The organism is Salinispora sp. H7-4, from assembly GCF_013416675.1.
Taxonomy (GTDB): Bacteria; Actinomycetota; Actinomycetes; order Mycobacteriales; family Micromonosporaceae; genus Micromonospora; species Micromonospora vitiensis.
In genome coordinates this window covers 25,954-41,846 of sequence record NZ_JABZED010000021.1, presented here as the reverse complement: position 1 = coordinate 41,846, position 15,893 = coordinate 25,954, and the positions used below count along the sequence as shown (strand labels likewise).

General features: G+C 69.6%; 15 protein-coding genes. 12 read left to right on the top strand and 3 right to left on the bottom strand.

Going from position 1 to position 15,893, the window contains the following annotated elements:
* The first annotated feature begins 575 nt into the window (after positions 1 to 575).
* The 7 genes from H0524_RS13045 to H0524_RS13015 are packed head-to-tail and all read left to right on the top strand — an operon-like array spanning position 576 to position 6,937.
* On the top strand, positions 576 to 1,427 hold the full coding sequence (locus H0524_RS13045; protein ID WP_033662339.1) for a sugar phosphate isomerase/epimerase: 852 nt from the start codon (positions 576 to 578) through the stop codon (positions 1,425 to 1,427).
* Entirely contained in the window at positions 1,424 to 2,359 is a 936-nt protein-coding gene (locus tag H0524_RS13040; protein ID WP_180198888.1) for a Gfo/Idh/MocA family protein, read from the top strand. Before H0524_RS13045 ends, H0524_RS13040 begins: the two co-directional genes overlap by 4 nt.
* On the top strand, positions 2,319 to 3,533 hold the full coding sequence (locus H0524_RS13035; RefSeq protein WP_018586221.1) for a methionine adenosyltransferase: 1,215 nt from the start codon (positions 2,319 to 2,321) through the stop codon (positions 3,531 to 3,533). The genes H0524_RS13040 and H0524_RS13035 overlap by 41 nt, the downstream gene beginning before the upstream one ends.
* Positions 3,530 to 4,402, top strand: a complete 873-nt coding sequence (locus H0524_RS13030) for a hypothetical protein (protein ID WP_018253878.1) — start codon at positions 3,530 to 3,532, stop codon at positions 4,400 to 4,402. The genes H0524_RS13035 and H0524_RS13030 overlap by 4 nt, the downstream gene beginning before the upstream one ends.
* Positions 4,399 to 5,454, top strand: coding sequence for a hypothetical protein (locus tag H0524_RS13025; RefSeq protein WP_180198887.1), 1,056 nt, complete (start codon positions 4,399 to 4,401; stop codon positions 5,452 to 5,454). Before H0524_RS13030 ends, H0524_RS13025 begins: the two co-directional genes overlap by 4 nt.
* Positions 5,454 to 6,182 carry a coenzyme F420-0:L-glutamate ligase gene (locus H0524_RS13020; RefSeq protein ID WP_180198886.1) on the top strand — a complete coding sequence of 243 codons (729 nt, stop codon included), beginning with the start codon at positions 5,454 to 5,456 and terminating at the stop codon, positions 6,180 to 6,182. The genes H0524_RS13025 and H0524_RS13020 overlap by 1 nt, the downstream gene beginning before the upstream one ends.
* Positions 6,179 to 6,937: an NAD(P)-dependent oxidoreductase gene (locus H0524_RS13015; protein ID WP_180198885.1), complete on the top strand. Its 759-nt coding sequence runs from the start codon at positions 6,179 to 6,181 to the stop codon at positions 6,935 to 6,937. Before H0524_RS13020 ends, H0524_RS13015 begins: the two co-directional genes overlap by 4 nt.
* 337 nt (positions 6,938 to 7,274) lie before the next feature.
* On the opposite strand, the gene H0524_RS13005 is transcribed toward H0524_RS13015, so the two are convergent.
* On the bottom strand, positions 7,275 to 7,931 hold the full coding sequence (locus tag H0524_RS13005; protein WP_180198884.1) for an HAD family hydrolase: 657 nt from the start codon (positions 7,929 to 7,931) through the stop codon (positions 7,275 to 7,277).
* A 636-nt stretch (positions 7,932 to 8,567) separates the two neighbouring features.
* On the opposite strand from H0524_RS13005, the gene H0524_RS13000 reads away from it, so the two are divergent.
* A complete protein-coding gene (locus H0524_RS13000; RefSeq protein WP_180198883.1) occupies positions 8,568 to 9,248 on the top strand; it encodes a YdcF family protein in 681 nt (226 codons plus the stop codon).
* A gap of 6 nt (positions 9,249 to 9,254) precedes the next feature.
* Here H0524_RS13000 and H0524_RS12995 read toward each other — a convergent pair whose 3' ends face one another.
* Positions 9,255 to 9,608 (bottom strand): hypothetical protein, encoded by a 354-nt coding sequence (locus tag H0524_RS12995; RefSeq protein ID WP_218941962.1) that lies wholly within the window; start codon positions 9,606 to 9,608, stop codon positions 9,255 to 9,257.
* 1,029 nt (positions 9,609 to 10,637) lie between these two features.
* Here H0524_RS12995 and H0524_RS12990 point away from each other — a divergent pair.
* Together H0524_RS12990 and H0524_RS12985 are read left to right on the top strand one after the other, a co-directional pair.
* A complete protein-coding gene (locus H0524_RS12990) occupies positions 10,638 to 11,240 on the top strand; it encodes a GNAT family N-acetyltransferase (RefSeq protein ID WP_180198882.1) in 603 nt (200 codons plus the stop codon).
* 28 nt (positions 11,241 to 11,268) lie between these two features.
* Positions 11,269 to 12,687 carry an RtcB family protein gene (locus H0524_RS12985; protein ID WP_180198881.1) on the top strand — a complete coding sequence of 473 codons (1,419 nt, stop codon included), beginning with the start codon at positions 11,269 to 11,271 and terminating at the stop codon, positions 12,685 to 12,687.
* A 90-nt stretch (positions 12,688 to 12,777) separates the two neighbouring features.
* Here the strand turns inward: H0524_RS12985 and H0524_RS12980 are convergent, their stop codons facing one another.
* Positions 12,778 to 13,218 (bottom strand): archease, encoded by a 441-nt coding sequence (locus H0524_RS12980; protein WP_180198880.1) that lies wholly within the window; start codon positions 13,216 to 13,218, stop codon positions 12,778 to 12,780.
* 115 nt (positions 13,219 to 13,333) lie between these two features.
* Here H0524_RS12980 and H0524_RS12975 point away from each other — a divergent pair, with 115 nt between their 5' ends.
* Positions 13,334 to 14,818, top strand: a complete 1,485-nt coding sequence (locus H0524_RS12975) for an NAD(P)/FAD-dependent oxidoreductase (protein ID WP_180198879.1) — start codon at positions 13,334 to 13,336, stop codon at positions 14,816 to 14,818.
* On the top strand, positions 14,811 to 15,737 hold the full coding sequence (locus H0524_RS12970) for an SDR family oxidoreductase (protein ID WP_180198878.1): 927 nt from the start codon (positions 14,811 to 14,813) through the stop codon (positions 15,735 to 15,737). The genes H0524_RS12975 and H0524_RS12970 overlap by 8 nt, the downstream gene beginning before the upstream one ends.
* Positions 15,738 to 15,893: the final 156 nt, after the last annotated feature.

Sequence of the window (15,893 nt, the reverse complement as noted above, 5' to 3'; positions counted from 1 at the left end):
CGAGTTGGTGATCGCGGGCTGCTGGTAAGCAGACCTCACCATCGTGTGACGGCAGCTCCCACGGCAAACGCGCGGCGGGCGCCGTCGGTGCTATCTGTGAGTAAGTCGTACTGACCATCAGAGTGGGAGGCGAAGTGACATGCCAGTTAAACCAGTGACCGTGCCGCCGCTACCGGTCATCACAAGAATGCACCTGAACGGCGAGTCGAACACGGTAGTCGAATTGACTGAGCAGGCTATTGCACTGCATAGCGTCCATGCTGAGCGCGACGGCATTTGTGCCGGATGCCTCGACATGTGGGCGCGGCTGGCGCCTCACCCGTGTCCGCAGGCGGACTGGGCAGAGCGCGTTCTCCAGCAGGCAACACCGACTGCTTGACATCCTTATCTGCTCCTGGCGCATTGCTCGATGCTGGAGGTGCCGCCTAACCCGCGTCTTCACCCTTGCGCTAACGAAGCAAGGCGAGCGGTTATCGCCCTGGCCTTGCGGTCGCGGCTACCGGGTCGCGGGCTATTAGCGGCGGGAGGTCTCCCGCCCCTACCTACTACTGAAGGAGAAGACGGCCGTGGACAAAATGCCGGCGAGCAGGCTGGTGCTCAACCCTGACGAACTCAACTCCGATCCAGTGCCGGGCATGGACCTGGCGGTGAAGTTGGGTATTGGTCAGCTGGAGATCCGCTCAGCCGAGGGCGCCAATGCGGTTACGCTGCCCGACGATCGGGTTCGGTACCTCCGTACGCTGGCCGAGGAGCGAGGCCTGAAGGTGGCCGCGCTGGCTTCGCCGCTGTGGAAGTGGTGCCGGCCCGAGGCGACGCCCGAGAGGGTGGACACCTTCGGCTTTCCCACCCAGGTTCCGCCCGAGGAGCGGCTCGGCTGGATTGAGCGGGCCGTTGCGGCTGCCGTCATCCTCGGAGCCCCGGTGGTGCGGGTCTTCTCCCACCTGCGGGTCGAGCCGGAACTCACCGAGCAGCTACTCGGTGACCTGCTGTTGGCAAAAGCCCTGGACCTGGCGAACTCGGCTGGGGTGCGGCTGCTGCTGGAGAACGAGCCAGTGTGCACGGTCGCCCATGCCGAGTCACTGCTCGAGGTCCTGGACCGGTACTACGGGCAGGGCCTGGGACTGTGGCTGGACGTGGCGAATCTCCACGAGGTCGGCCAAGCCACCGGTGAGGTGGTCAGCTCCCTCGCACCGTACGTGGGGTACGTGCACGTCAAGGACTACCGGCCCGCCGCTGACGGTGGTGGCCGGGTGTTCTGCCCGGCCGGTGAGGGTGTGGTGCCCTACGGCCAGGTGCTACCGCTGCTGCACGCAGCCCAGCCCGGGCTGCCGTACGCGCTGGAGACCCACGTGCGCGACACCCCAGCCGACGCCCTCACCTCTGGCGCCGCGTTCCTGCGCTCCGCTGTTCCCGGCGGTGTGGCATGAAGCGGGTGCTGCTGGTAGGAGCGGGGGAGGTCGGAGCCAAGCACCTGGCCGCACTCTCCGGCGTTCCCGGCGTGCTAGTCGCCGGGGTCGCTGACCCCGACCCGTGCGTCGATGTCCCCAGGGGCGTGCCGGTGTTTGCTTCGTGGCGGGCGGCGCTGAGCGCCGCGACGCCGGATCTGGTTGTGGTGGCCACCCCGCCGGGGACCGCGCTTTGTGTAGCCCGGGAAGCAGCCCCGACCGGAGCCGCCGTGCTCGTGGAGAAGCCCTGCACCACCGAGCCGGCGGCCCTGGTGCCCCAGCCGGGCGACGGGCGGATCTTCGTCGCGTTCCAGCCGCACTTCGCCCCCGGCCTGAACGCCCTACTCGCGATGCCTCCTGCTGTTACACGCGCCGACGTGCTTCTGAGCGTGCACCGAGATCCCGGATACTTCCGCGGCTGGCGCCGCACCTACGCGGATGCCGGCGGAATCCTGCACCAGCAAGCCATCCACGGCCTGGCACTCGCCCTGCGGCTGTTGCCCGGCGACGTCGAAATGGTCAACGCAACGGTGACCCACAGCCGCGGCCTGGCAGAGACCGAGGACCACGTCATCGCCGTACTCGCCCTGTCCGGCGGGGCCACAGTGCAGATCAACGCCCGGGTCGACCACCCCGGCCCACCGGCCCACGAGCTCATCCTCCACCTCACCGACGGGCGTCGGCTTCACGTACGCGGGCGGAACCTTGAAGCCGGACTCGGCGAGATCGCCGCCGCCCCCACGCATAAGGAACTGCGGCGCGCGATGTACGCCGCCGCGTTGAACGCTGCCGAGGGCCATCCGGCCCACCCCTGCCTGTTCTCGATGACGGCGCTACGGCGCCCTCTGGAGGTGATCGATCGTGTCTACCGCGATGCCCGCGTCGTCCGGACTGCGTACGCCGCTGCCGCATGAGCTGCCCGTCGAGGTCGTCGAACGCAAAGGGGTCGGCCACCCCGACACCCTCGCCGACGGCATCGCTGAGCTCGCCTCCATCCGTTACAGCAGGCACTGCCTGGACACCGTGGGGGCGGTGCTGCACCACAACCTGGACAAGGTCGCCGTCTTCGGCGGCCGGGCCGCCTTCAGCGACACCGACGGTGTGTACGACCGGCCGCTGCGAGTCGTCTTCGGCGGCCGGATCTCCACCAGCTTCGCCGGCCAGGAACTGCCAGTGCGGGAGATCCTCGAGCACGCGGCCGTTGACCACCTGCGTACCGCGCTGCCGGGCTTCGACCGTGTGCAGCTGGAGGTGGGACACGAGACGACCAACTCCTCCAAGTTTTCCCACTGGTTCGCCCCCCGTTCCTTGGACGATCTGCCCGAGAGGCCGAGGCCGTTCTCGAACGACACCGCCTACCTCGTCGGCTCGGCCCCACGCACGGTCACTGAGGCCGTGGCCCTGCTGGCCGAGGCGTGGTTCCGCCGCCACGCGTGGGCAGGCAGCGACATCAAGGCCCTCGCCGTCCGCAACGGCGCGACCTGGACGGTGACCGTGTGCGTGCCCGCCCTGGCCGGGCACCTGAGCAGCTCCGCCCAGTTCGCCGAGGCGGTCACCTCTGCCGCCGGCGAACTGACCGACCTCCTTGCCCAGCGGCTGCCGGGTCAGGTGTCGGTGCTGTGCAACACCCGCGATTCCCGCATCGGGCCCATCTCCGGGCAGTACTTCACGCTCTCGGGGTCGGCTGTCGACTATGGCGAGGATGGCCTCGTGGGCCGGGGCAACGCCCGCACCGGCGTGATCAGCGGTGCCCACCTGGCCGGGAACGAGGCGACGTTCGGGAAGAATCCGGCCTACCACGTCGGCAAGGTCGGCGGCTGGCTCGCCGATACCGCCGCCCACGCGGTAGCCACCGAGTTCGGACCATGCCGTATCGCCCTGCTGTGGCGCAACGGCGCCCGCTACGACGAGCCCGCCTCAATCGAGATCACCACGGTTAACCCGGCGCCGCTCGGGCCGGTCGAGGAGCTGGTGCGGGCCACGCTGTCCCGCACAGACTGGATGGCAGACCTGCTGACCGGACGGTATCTGCCCGCCGTCGCCCCGGTCGACGAGCTGCTGGCCGCCCTGGAGCGAGCAGTCAGATGACCGTGCACCGGCTCGTCACTGGCCACATCTCCGCCCGCCTTGCCTTGCCCGAGTACCTGGACACCACCGCGGCGCAGGCCGCCAGCCGGGCCCTGCCCGGCGGCTGGACCCTGACAGCAGATCCCGCCACGGAAGCCGTGGACGTCGAAGTCACCACGGGGGCCGCGGCCGTCACCGTCGCGGCGGTCACCGTGCGCCTCCGGCTACCGGCACACGTGGCCGCCTCGAACTCTCTCGCCTACGTCACCTACACCGCGTTCGAACGTGCACGCCAGCACCAGCGCAAGGCCACCGTGCATGCCACAGCGCTGATCGCGCCCGACGGGCAGGCCGTACTACTACTCGGCGCGAAGGGGGCAGGCAAGACATCAACCGCACTCGCCCTCGCGGCGCAGGGATGGACCCATGCCGGAGACGATGTGGTCGTCCTCGGCGAGAGCGACGATGGCCGGGTGTCGGTGTGGCCGGGCAAACCTACCGCCGCTATCCGCGACCCCGCTCGGCCACTCGCGCCCAAGCCTCAGCTCGCCCTGGAACCGTTCGCGACCGGCCTGGCCCCGCTTGCCCGGGTTGTGCGTATGGCCGTCCACCCTGCGCTCGACACCGCGTCGCTGACGCCTGCCGTGCCGCTGTCGGTAAACGAGCGGCTGCGACTGCACGAGACCTTGGGCCGCTACATCTCCGGCCTTCCCACCCCCATCACCGGCGTGGCCGGCGTGCCATACGGACCGGTGTGGCCCCTGGACAGCCCCGCCCTGGCCCGCTGGCGCAGCCACCTCATCGCCCGGCTCGCCGTTGGCCAGTTCGACTACCTATACGCCCCCGACCCGGATACCGCCGCTGACCTGCTGACCAAGGAGGCCGGATGAACTCCGCCGCGATCCTGCCCAGCCGCAACGAGCCAGCCACCATCGCCGCGGTCACCACCGCCGTTGACACCGCGCTCGCCGAGCACCGGTCCGTCATCGTCCACGCCGACTCCTCCGACACCCTGGCGACCGCCGACCAATTCACCGCCACCGCCACCCGGGCGGCCAAGGTGCCGCTGACCGGCCTGGTCCGGGGCAAGGGTGCCCAGATCCTGGCCGCAGCCCACCTTCCGGACCTCACCGGCATCGATGCCGTACTGATCGCGGACACCGATACCCGGGGCCCCGACCCGGCCGTCTACGCCGCGCTACTGGACCGCGTACGGGCTGGGGCCGCCATAGCAGTCGCGGACTACCCGCGGCACTGGGACGAAGCCAACCTCACCAACCACCTTGCCCGACCCCTTATCGCCGCTACCACCGGCCACGACGTGCCCCAGCCGCTCGCCGGGGACCTCGTCCTCTCCCGACCCGCCCTGGACGCCGCCCTCCGCGCTGCCCGGGCGCTGCCTGCAGAGCTTTCGGCGTGCGTGGACGGCTACGGCATCGACGCATTCCTGCTGCTGACCGCCGCCGTCGTCGGGCCCATCGCCTCCGTGCGATTCGACCAGCCCAAGCAGCACGCCGGGTCCTTTCCTCACCTGGCGGCCATCTATCACCAGGCTGTCCCAGTCCTGTTGCATCTGACCAGGACAGGTAAACCGCCACCGGCTACGTCAGGCGGTGCGACGGCGCACTACCGGGTCGCCGACCGCATCCTGGAATCCGCCCGCCTTTCGGACATGCTCACCACGCTGGACAGCTTTGGCCCGTATCCCGGCAGATACGATGAACACCCATGGCCAGAGCCCGTCGCGGACGCCTGGCGCACCGTCAACTCCGGTACACCAGTGCGCGACGCGGCCCGTCAGCTGTGGCCGCACTACCTACGGCGCGTGACCGACTGGTTGACCAGGGGACCACGCGCCAGCACACGGCAGCGGGCCGAGACACTCGCCGCCGGACACGCCCGCCTGTGCACCGCTGTCCTCACTCCCGCAGGAGCCCGATGATGACCGCTGTCCCGACCTCTGGTTTCTCCGCTTTCGCGCTGGAACCTTTTCCCGAGCTCCAGCCGGGTGCGGATCTGGCGGGCGCTATCACCGGCGTTTTGGCCTGTACTGGCATCGAGTTGCAGGACGGGGATGTGGTGGTGGTGGCTTCCAAGGCCGTGAGTGTCGCGGAGAATCGGTACGTCGACCTGGCCGGTGTCGTTGTTGGCCCGGAGGCGCTGGAGTTGTCCGCTCGCACGGGCAAGCCTGCCGAGGTCGTGCAGCTGATCTTGGATTCCAGTGACAGCTATTTCCTGGCCACCGACAGGGGCCCGATCATCGCGCGGCACCGGCTCGGCTTCCAGCTAACCTCTGCCGGGATTGACCGGGCCGGCCCGCGGGGTGCGTGGCTGTTGCCGGTGGATCCGGACGCCTCCGCCCGCGCCCTGCGGGATGCGTTGATCGCTCACGCGGGCGCGGAGGTGGCGGTGGTGGTCGCGGACTCCGACGGTCGTGCCGACCGGCGTGGGGCGACTGTCATTTCGATCGGCGCGGCGGGTGTGGGGCCTTTGCGTGTGACGGAGTACGGCGGTAAGCGGCAGGAGGAGACTGTCACCGATCTGATCGCCGCGGCGGCCGGGATCATCCTCGGGCAGCGGGGTCGTGGGGCCCCGGTCGCCGTCCTGCGCGGCATCGGCTACGAGAGCAGTGATGCGGGCGTGGTGTCGATGCTTCAACGCCGGCCGTGAGGCTCCTGCTCACGGGCGTCGCCGGGAGCATCGGCACCCGGCTGGCGGCCGATCTGGCCGCCCAGGGGATGTTGCTGCGGCTGCTTGACCGGCGGGCTTGTGCCGTCGAGCTGCCTGCGGGTGCCGAGTTCGTTCAGGCCGACCTGCGTGACCTGGATGCGGTCGAGAAGGCCAGCACTGGGGTCGCGGCCGTCGTGCATCTTGCGGGGATCACCCAGGAGGGACCGTTCCCGGAGTTGGTGGAGCACAACGTCACCGGCACCCACCACGTCCTGGAGGCGGCCCGCCGCCAGCGGGTGCGGCGGGTGGTGCTGGCCAGCAGCCACCACGTGACCGGCCTGAACCCCGTCGGCGCCCCGACCGCGCCGCTGGCCCCCGACAGCTTCTACGCGGTATCCAAGGTCACCGCTGAGGCGCTGGGCCACCTTTATGCCCACAAGACCACCATGCAGGTCGTCGCGGTTCGTATCGGTAGCTACCGAGATCACCCCACCGAGCCCCGCCACCGTGCGACCTGGCTGAGCCCCCGAGATGCCACCGCCCTGCTGTACGCCGCCGCCACCCGGCCCCTGACCTCCCCGTTCCTCACGGTGTACGGCACTTCTGACAACCGCGATTCGTGGTGGCCGCGCACTGGCTGGGACGCCCTCGGCTACCAGCCGGCTGACAGCGCCGACCGCCTATGCCCCGGTCTCGGGCCGCTGGCCGACAGCTGGATGGGCGGCGCCTTCGCCAACGCCGACCTTCTCACATAGGAATATAGGGAGGTCGACCCCCGCGGGTGCCTGGATCTGCTGCGCCGCCGCGTCGCCCTGCCTGGTCTTGGCTTTCTCCCCTGGGGCTGGCTTTCCCTACTTGGGAAGGAGGTGGTAGCCGGTGAATGATCTGGCCCTTCGGGTCCAGTCCCAGCTGACCGGCCGTGATCGCGTGTTGCTGGGCTGGTTGTACGACCACGGTGTCGGGACGTCGTTTCAGCTCGCGAACGCCTTGTTTTTCGTCGTTGGACTTCGGTCAGCGGCGGTTGCGGACCCTGTACCGGCTGGACGAACGCGTTGCCGCCCTCACTGTCAGCCGGGCCGCGCTGCCGGGTGGTTAGCGTGCCGACTGGTTGTGCTTGCGTACGAGGTCAGGTAGCTCGGCCAGCGAGTCGAGCTGGAATATGCATCGGTCGCTGATCGTCTTGTCGCCGAGGATGTAGCCCCACGGGCCGCGACGGACCAGGGCGGTGGCGATACCCGCCTCCTGCGCCGGCCGGATGTCGTTGTCCAACCGGTCTCCGACGTAGAGCACCTGGTCAGCGGGGCATCCTGCCTCGGTGATTACGCGGTCGAAGAACGCGGTGGAAGGCTTCTCCACGCCCCAGCCGTCCGAGGTGCCGATCACGTCGACCGGTAGGTCCAGGGCACGCAGGATTGTCTCCGCCCGCGCCGTCTGGTTGCCGGCGAGGCCGACCTGTAGCCCCGACTCGCGTAGCGCGGCCAGGCACGGCCGCGCATCCGGGTAGAGGTCTTCCTCGGTGAAGGACTCCGGCTGGCCCGCCGCCGTCCGGCGCTCCCGTTCCTCGGTCAGGTCGAAGCCCGGTCGGAAGACCTGGAACGTCTCCCGGTAGTCCAGGCCGCGAGCGATTATCGCCCCGAAGACGGCCGAGAAGGCGTGGCGCGGCACCCCGAGCCAGTCCGCCCAGGTGCCGTACTCCCGGGACTCGTCAACGATGGTCTCGCCCACGTCGAAGAATACGCTCGTGATCACCCGGCGATTGTGCCTGGTGCTCCCATCAGGAACAACGTGTACCGCGAGCCGAGCCGCCCGGCGGGCCAGTGCCGACCCGTCGGCCGCACCGACTACGACCCGGTGCGGGAAGCCGTGCCGGTCCGACTCACCGATGGAGCCCTCGGCGACCTGCACCCTGGCCGCTCGGTTAGCGGGAGCGCTGTCTCGCAAGGTGAGATGGCTGAACGGGTGGTTCAAGATTTTCCTGTCATTTTCGGCAGGGAATCCGTACCACTGGATACCAGTACGGGTTGACGGGTATCAGCGCGTCCTACTGGGTTTCGGAAGAGTCATGATCGGCTGCCGGTGATGTTGGTTGACAGGGTGCTGCCGGCGGATCCGCGGGTTCGGGGTTCGAGTCCCTGGCGGCGCACCAACGAGCAAGGCCCTGACCTGGTACTTCTGTACCGGTCGGGGCCTTCTTCGCGTACGGCGGTGGTGGCTGGTCGCTCGGTGGGTGCTCGGGAGCCGTTGGACCTCACGATCGCCCTGGCCGTCGCCAACATCCTGGTTCTGAGGTGGCCGGCGGCGTGGTGCCGGAGTCAGCGGTGTTGTGCTGCGCCGCTACCCCTACGCTGGCGGCATGAGGGGATCCAGCGCGGACCGGATTGGTAGGTGCTGATGAGCCGGCGTGCGGCAGCTGCTGCCGAGGTGATTCCCGACGCTGTTCGGACGGACGTGGTGACGCTGTGGCGCTACCACGACCTGCGGCACGAGTTGCGTTCGTGTGATGTGGGGATCGGGCTGGGTAGTCATGACCTTGGGGTGGCGGTCGTCGCGACGCGTCTGTTCTACGAGGGCCTGTTCCCAAGGATCGTGTTTACCGGCGCGAATGCTCCGACGACGGTTGGGCGGTTCCCGCGTGGGGAGGCGGTGCACTACCGCGAGTACGCCGTCGAGCAGGGCGTACCGGCGGGAGCGGTTTTGGTGGAGCCGCGTGCCACGAACACCGCCGAGAATCTGGAGTTCTCCCGTGCGCTGCTGGCCGAACGCCGGATCCCGGTGGAGTCGGTGCTGATCATGTCGCGGCCCTACCAGCAGCGTCGGGCTTACGCGACGTGCCGGCTGTTGTGGCCGGAGGTCGAGGTGGTGTGCGCGTCGAACCCACTCGACCTGGATGACTACGTGCATAGCATCGGCGACGCGCGGCGGGTGGTGGACATGCTGGTGGGCGACACGCAGCGGATCGAGGTGTACGCGCAGCGCGGGTTCGCGATCCCGCAGGAGATGCCGGACGAGGTGCGGGCGGCGTTCGAGCGCCTGGTGACGGCCGGTTACACGAGCCGGCTGATCTGAGCCGGGCTACCAGCGCAGCCCTTCCGGCCGGACTCCCATCCGGTCGCTGAGTTCAACGGCGAGTCGAGGTGGCCGGGGGCGGGTGAGGATGTCCCGGACCAGGTCGCGGGAGAGCCGGTGGTAGCGCACCTGGTCAGGGCCGATGACCTCGGCGTCCAGCAGCGTGGCGAGCGCGTCGTCGATGCGGTTCCACCGGGCGAGGGCTCGGGCGGTTTCGATGGCGTGGCGAACCTGCCGCTCGACGGGCACGGTGCTGGTGTCGAGTGGGGCGCCGATGGCGATGGCCCGTTGTGCGTCACCGAGTTCTATCGCGATGGTTGTCTTGTGGATCGACACGTGGTCGGCCCGAACGCGGTCCACACGTGGTTGCCATCGGCACCGAGCCGCCCAGCTTGGTAAGGAACAACGCGGCGAGCTGGTGCGCGTAGGCGGTCATCGCATGCGCGCGCCGACCATCGTCTCCGTTGTACGCCTCGGAGCGGTGAGGCAGTCGTGGATGAGGTGGGGCAGCCGGCGGGCTCGCCCTTCCCACGGCGAGCCCGTCGCTCATCGTCCCTGGTGGAGGTGGCGGCATGACGGTATACGTCTCGCGTTACCCTATAGCTTCCTTTGATCTGTAGTTCTCTTGCATCGGTGAGTGGAGCTTCCTAGGGCCTTGTTCGCTTCGTTGTGGTCGAGTGAGGGGAATTCCCGCCACGTCGGGGTAGGGCTGATGTCCGGTTTGTGTGAATGTGTCCAGCGTCACCCGGCCCGATTGGTAGGAAAGTGATTTCCGGAAATGGCGGACGTTAATGAACTCGCGGGTCGGTAAGGTGAGTGTTCGGCGAATGCTGTGGCTTTTTGCCGCCATGCCCCTCCTGGTCTGTTGCTGTGACGGCGTTGTGAAGTCGGGGGCCTGGCCCCCGGTCGGGGAAAGTGCTGTTTGCGGGAAGTATGAGTCGTCGTCAGGTGGTATCGTCCACCTAAAGGATGGCGGGGTTGCTGTAGTTTCCAACGTTATCTTCGAGGATTTCATGGGGCAGGGTGATCGCGAGGTTTCCGGGCTCGGTGACTGGCGGTTTGGGTGGGGAATTCTGGGGCCTGCGGAAGTCGACCTTAGTGTTGACCGATTCGCTTTTAGCTTGAGTGTTGAGCGGGGCTGGCTAGGGGGGGTTCATTTGTGGCATTTCATTGATGATCCCGACACTGGGGAGCGCGAGAATTTCATTCGCATTGCGGATTGTGTTAGTTGATGCCGAATTCCTGTTAGCAGCACGCGTTCGTTTTGAGTGGTTCGGCGGTCCGGGGTCGGCCAGCTCCCGTGTGGACGCATCGCGAATATTCCCGGTGGCGGATGCTGCGGTGATGCGAGGATCGCCGTTCGGGTCGGGACGGATGGGGAGGACGTTCGTGGACGTACGGCGGATCGGGCCGGAGCTGGTCGAGGCGGCGGCCGGGGTGCTGGCCGAGGCGTTTGACGGCTATTCCTGGACCGCGTGGACCGTCGGCGCGGATCGGCATCGGGAGCGGCTGGCGAATCTCTTCGCGGTGACCCTGACCACGGTTGGTCTGCCGTACGGGGATGTCTGGGCGGCGCTGGACACCCACGGCCACCCGCAGGCGGTGGCGGTGTGGTTGCGGTCGGACCGGCCGGTGCCCGACGAGGTCTGGGCCGACGTGGCTGCGGGGAACGCGGAGTATGCCGGGGACCGGCATCCGGCGATGCTCGCCGCGGAGGCGGCCTGTGCCCCGTTGCGGGCCGCGGAGCCGGCGTTCCTGCTGGCCACGGTGGGGGTGTGCCCGACCGGCCAGGGCGGGGGAGTCGGCTCGCGACTGCTGCGCCCCGGCCTGGCCGAGGCGGACCGGGCCGGCCGGCCGGCGACGCTGGAGACGTCCGCCTCGGCGAATCTGCGGTTCTACCGGCGGTTCGGGTTCGAGGTGACCGGGGAGGTGACCGTGCCGGGCGGGGGGCCGCGGGTGTGGGCGATGCGTCGTCCTCCGGCCCGCGTGTAGGCCGGACCGGACCGGGTAGGTCCCGCGCGTGGACCTGGTCGAGGAGTCGCCGTACCGTTTCCGGATCGATCGGCGGGACCCGATGCGGGTTCCCGGCGTGGTGTTCGCGGCCGAGGCGCTGTTGCCGGAGATCGGGGCGGACGGGTCGTTGGAGCAGGTCGCGGCCGTTGCCACCCTGCCCGGCATCGTCGACGCCTCATTCGCCATGCCGGACGTGCACCTGGGCTACGGCTTTCCGATCGGCGGGGTGGCCGCCACCGATGTGGCGGCGGGCGGGGTGGTGTCTCCGGGCGGGGTGGGCTTCGACATCTCCTGCGGGGTGCGGCTGCTCACGGCCGACCTCGATCTGGCGGGGCTTCGTCCCCGACTCGACGCGGTCATGGATGGGCTGGCTGAGGGGACGCCGCGGGGGGCGGGACGGGGCGCGGCGTGGCACCTGGAGGGCCGCGCGGACGTGGACGGGGTGCTGCGCGACGGGTCGCGGTACGCGGTGCAGCGTGGCTTCGGCGTCGAGCGGGACCTGGAACGCTGCGAGGACCAGGGTGCGCTGGGTGACGCCGACCCGGAGGCGGTCGGTGCACGGGCGATCGAGCGCGGCGCGAAGCAGGTGGGCAGTCTCGGCTCGGGCAACCACTTTCTCGAGGTGCAGGCCGTTACGGAGGTGTACGACCAGCACGTCGCGGAGGTGTTCGGGCTCCGGCCCGGCCAGGTCTGCGTGATGATCCATTGTGGTTCTCGTGGGCTGGGGCACCAGATCTGCGCCGACTACGTGCGCCGGATGGAGAAGGCGATGCCCCGCTACGGCATCGAGGTGCCGGACCGGCAGCTTGCCTGCGCCCCGGTCTCGTCTCCGGAGGGGCAGGCATACCTCGGTGCGATGGCCGCCGCCGCCAACTACGCCCGGGCGAATCGGCAGCTGCTCACCCACGTGAGCCGGCTGGTCTTTCGTCGGGTCACCGGGGCGAGTCTCGACCTGGTCTACGACGTCTCACACAACCAGGCGAAGATCGAGACCCACGGGGTGGATGGCGAGCGGCGTTCGCTCTGCGTGCATCGCAAGGGTGCCACCCGAGCGCTGCCTCCGGGGCATCCGGACCTGCCGGCGGAGCTTGCTGAGGTCGGGCAGCCGGTGCTCATCCCCGGGTCGATGGGCACCGCGTCCTACGTGCTGACCGGGGTCTCCGGTGCCCCGGCCTTCGCCTCCAGCTGTCACGGCGCCGGGCGGGTGCGCAGCCGAAAGCAGGCGGTGCGGGCCGAGCGCGGCCAGGATCCGCGCGAGCAGCTCGTCGCGCAGGACATCGCCGTACGCGGTGCTTCCCGGCGTGGCCTGGCCGAGGAGATGCCGGCGGCGTACAAGGACATCGACGCCGTGGTCGAGGCGACCGAGGGCGCCGGTTTGTGCCGGAAGGTCGCCCGGTTGGCGCCGATCGGCGTCGTCAAGGGCTGATGCCTCCGGGCTGGTCGCGCGGAGCTGACGGTGAAGCGCAGCAGCGGCCCGTCGGTGGACGCGACGTGCGTGCTTCGACGGGGTGCTGGCTCACACGTCCACGGTGAGCGCGCAGGACCAGCGGGGGCCGTCGGGGCCGAAGCGCAGCTCGTGCAGGGAGATGGCCTTCGGTACGGCGCCGATCAGCTCCACCGTGTCGGCGTCGGTGGTCTGCCAGCGTACGTATAGCCCGTCCGCGCCGTCGTCGCGAACCTCGGTACGCAGCGGCAGCTCGCCCCTGGTCTCCATTCGGAAGATCACCTCCTCGAGGATGTTCACCAGCACGTCGGTGTCCTCGTCGGCGGGGGCGTGGTACGCCCGTTCGGCGGTGGGTTGCGCCGTTCCCGGGTCGACGAAGGTGTCGATCAGGGCGGTGACCGCCTCGGCCACGCACTCTGCCCGCGTCGGCGCCCACGCCTCGATGCGTACGTCAGCGGTGTGCGGCAGGCAGCGGTGGCCGCGTTCGGGTCGTGGTTCCACGCCCCCGATCATCCGCTACGATCGCCTGCTCCGGACCCGGTTCGCCGCGGTGGGCCGCCGGACCCTGTTGAACGCGTTGACGCTCCTCGATATAGTTCAGTGCACAGGCTCGTTTACGGGAGACACCATGGCGACGACCGACCATGTTGACGTGCTCATTGTTGGTGCTGGTCTCTCCGGCATCGGCGCGGCCTGCCACCTGGTCCGGCACTGTCCCGAGAAGACGTACGCCGTGTTCGAGGCGCGGGACGCGATCGGCGGCACCTGGGATCTGTTCCGCTATCCGGGCATCCGGTCGGACTCGGACATGTTCACTCTCGGCTACTCATTCCGGCCCTGGAGTGACCCCACGGCCCTCGCCGACGGCCCGTCCATTCGGGACTACGTCCGGGACACCGCCCGCGAGTACGGCGTCACCGAGCACATTCGCTTCCAGCACCGGGTCGTCCGCGCTGACTGGGACAGCCGTGCCGCCCGGTGGACGGTGCACGCCCGCCGGGAGGGCGGCGAGGAGGTCGTCGTCACCTGCTCGTTCCTGCACACCTGCGCCGGCTACTACCGCTACGACCGGGGCTACACCCCCCAACTGCCCGGGGCGGAACGGTTCGCCGGCCGGATCGTGCACCCGCAGCACTGGCCCGCCGACCTCGACCACACCGGCCAGCGGGTGGTGGTGATCGGCAGCGGCGCGACCGCGGTGACCCTGGTACCCGCGCTGGCCGAGCAGGCCGCCCACGTGACGATGCTGCAACGCTCACCCACCTACATCCTGGCGCTGCCGGCGCGGGACTCAGCCGCCGCCGCGCTGCGCCGGGTGCTGCCGGAGCGGGTGGTCTACCCGGTGGTCCGCTGGAAGAACATCCTGTTGCTCACGGCGAACTACCAGCTCAGCCGGCGGGCCCCCAACCTGGTCCGGCGGCTGCTGCGGCGGGCCGTGCAAGGCCGGCTTCCGGCCGGCTACGACCTCGACCGACACTTCTCGCCCCGCTACAACCCGTGGGACCAGCGCCTCTGCGTGGTTCCCGACGGCGACCTGTTCCACGCGATTGCGGCGGGCCGGGCCTCGGTCGTCACCGACACCATCGACACCCTCACCGAGACCGGGCTCCGGCTGTCCTCCGGCGAGGAGCTGGCGGCCGATGTGGTCGTCACCGCCACCGGCCTGGAGCTGCTTGCGCTCGGCGGCGCCCGGCTCACCGTGGACGGTGCGCCGGTTGATCTGGCCAACACGGTCGCCTACAAGGGGATGATGCTCTCGGGCGTGCCGAACTTCGCGATGACCATCGGCTACGTCAACGCCTCCTGGACGCTTCGGGCCGACCTGATCGCGAGGTACGTGTGTCGGCTCCTCACCCACCTCGACCGCACCGGACAGCAGGTCGTCACCCCGCTGCCGCCGCCCGACGACGAGCGGCTCCCCCTCCTTGACCTGACCGCCGGCTACGTGCTGCGCGGCCTCGCCGCCCTGCCTCGGCAGGGGGCCCGCGCTCCCTGGCGGCTGCCCCAGAACTATCCGCGGGACCTGTTGCTGATGCGGTACGGCCGGCTCACCGACGCGGGCGTCCGGTTCTCTCGGGCCGGCAGGCCGGAGCGGAGGCCCGCGCATGCGTAGGTTTGACTACCACTGCGCGACCGCGGTGGTCACCGGCGCCGCCAGCGGGATCGGCGCCGCCCTCGCCCATGGCCTGGCGGCGCGCGGCAGCGACCTGGTCCTGCTCGACCGCGACGCCGAGCGCCTGGCCACCGTGGTGGGCGCGGTCCGCGCCGCGTACCCCGACCGGCGGGTGGACCCGGTCGTCGTGGACCTCGGCGACGCGGTGGCCACGGCGGAGGCAGCCGAGCAGGTCGGCGTCCGCCATCCCCGAATCCGGTTGCTGGTCAACAACGCCGGCGTGGCACTGGGCGGTCGGTTCGACCAGGTGACCCTGGACGAGTTCCAGTGGGTGGTCGACATCAACTTCCGTGCGGTCGTGCAGCTCACGCACGCGTTGCTGCCCGCTCTGAAGGCGGAGCCCGGCGCGCACCTGGTAAACGTCTCCAGCCTGTTCGGGCTGATCGCCCCGCCCGGGCAGGCCGCCTACTCGGCGACCAAGTTCGCCGTCCGCGGCTTCACCGAGGCGCTGCGGCACGAACTGATCGCCGACGGCATCGGCGTCACCGCCGTGCACCCCGGCGGAATCGCCACCCGGATCACCGAGAACGCGCGGTTCGGCAGCGGCGTCGACCGGGACGACCACGAGGCGGGCCGGCGCCAGTTCGATCGCCTGCTCCGCATCCCACCCGCCCGGGCCGCCGAGGTGATCCTGCGCGGCGTGGAACGCCGCCGGCCCCGGGTGCTGATCGGCTGGTCGGCGAAGCTGCCCGATTTGATCGCCCGAATCGCACCGGGCTCGTACGGGCGGCTGCTGCGGGTCGGACTCAACCAGACCGCCGGTGCGTCGACTCGTCGGCTGACCACCGGGGCCGCGCCGGCACCGCAGCCGGCCGACCAGCCGCCGGCGTCGCCGTCCCCGGCGGACGACCTGGTGTGACCGCCGACGTCTGGTTCGCGTTGTCGCTCATGTCGTCTGCAGCCCTCACGACATCAAGATCTACGACCCGGCGGTCAACGTCACCTTGCTTTCTCTCTATTCAGCGCCGTGCTTTCGGGCCCTGGCCGGGCACGTCAGCGCGCCAGAACGTGGTGC